General features: G+C 53.2%; 1 pseudogene. It reads right to left on the bottom strand.

From position 1 onward, the window contains the following. A pseudogene (locus I5M19_RS18540) lies at positions 1-1,177 on the bottom strand (hypothetical protein); the annotation flags it as partial.

Genomic DNA, 1,177 nt, shown 5'->3' with positions numbered 1-1,177 from the left:
GTGCCGCTGATGTGCAGCCCCTGTTCGGGCAGGAACATGGTGCTGTCCGCGGTTTGTTTTTTCCATACGAAACGGCGCCAGCCCTGGGTAAGCAGCAGGTTATCCAGCTGCGCTGCCCTTTCTAAACTGTCGGCAGCGGTCTTTGCGGTAAAGTAATAGTTCGGCTGTTCAACATGACCCTTCAGGTCGGAAGTTAACAGCAGGTCGGCCCTTATGGTGAGTTCATCCGCTTCATTCACCGGAACGGTTTCCTGATCGGTTACCGCCATGGAGAAGCTGCCGGTTGCCGGGTGTTCATCCTTATCAACCGATCTTATCTGCAACTTTACAGGCTTGCCCGCTTGAAGAGATAGACTGTCGGAATGGATCTCCAATTTTAGTTCATCATGTTGGTCATTGAATACCAGCCTTTCGGCTAAGGCCTCACCATCTGCCGATTGCAGGGTGAGGCGGATAATGCCTGCGGGCAGGTAAGACCTGGGCACAGCTGCGATATAACTGTGCCCGTCTAATTCCATTTTTATGGTGTAACAGGTGAGTTGTTCGCTTTGTGCCAGCAGGGTCACCATCTGCGGGCGGGGAATATTTGCGGATATGCCGACCCTGATGCTGTCCTGCTCGCGGTTATTTACAGTAAGTACATAACCCTGTGCCTTGGCTGCGGGTAAAGGCAGGCGCTGTATTTTACCGGCGGGGAGTTTTATTAGGGCGGTGTAGGTGTTTCCCGGCACAGGGGTGAGGGCAAAAGCGCCTATACCGGCATGCAGGGTACGGAAAGCGGCGACCACCTTACCGGTCTGATCGCTGATCTCCCCGCTTAACTCTTTACCTGCACCATCACCGCCAGTAACCTTTACACCCACTTTACTGCGCAGGTTTTCTACCAGATCACCCCCCTCGGGGAAGAATTGAATGTCAGGCAGATTAGGAGCGGAATTAGCGGCAATTGCAATTCCGGTTGCAGCCGTAGATTTAAGGTTAAAACCATTAACGATAGGGATGACCTTTTCAAAAAAACTATCGGTGCCAAAGTTGCGCATCCAGGTGGTATAGGCACGGATACGGCATCTCCCGGCTTTCAGGGTGTCGGGCAGTTGGATATCTCCTCGGGCCAGTCCCTCGGTCAGCGGGAGCAGCAATGAGCGGATCACGGAATCCTGCCGGTTAATGAACTCTA

This window comes from Mucilaginibacter segetis (assembly GCF_016522075.1).
GTDB lineage: Bacteria > Bacteroidota > Bacteroidia > Sphingobacteriales > Sphingobacteriaceae > Mucilaginibacter > Mucilaginibacter segetis.
This window is presented reverse-complemented; position numbering and strand designations above follow the sequence as displayed.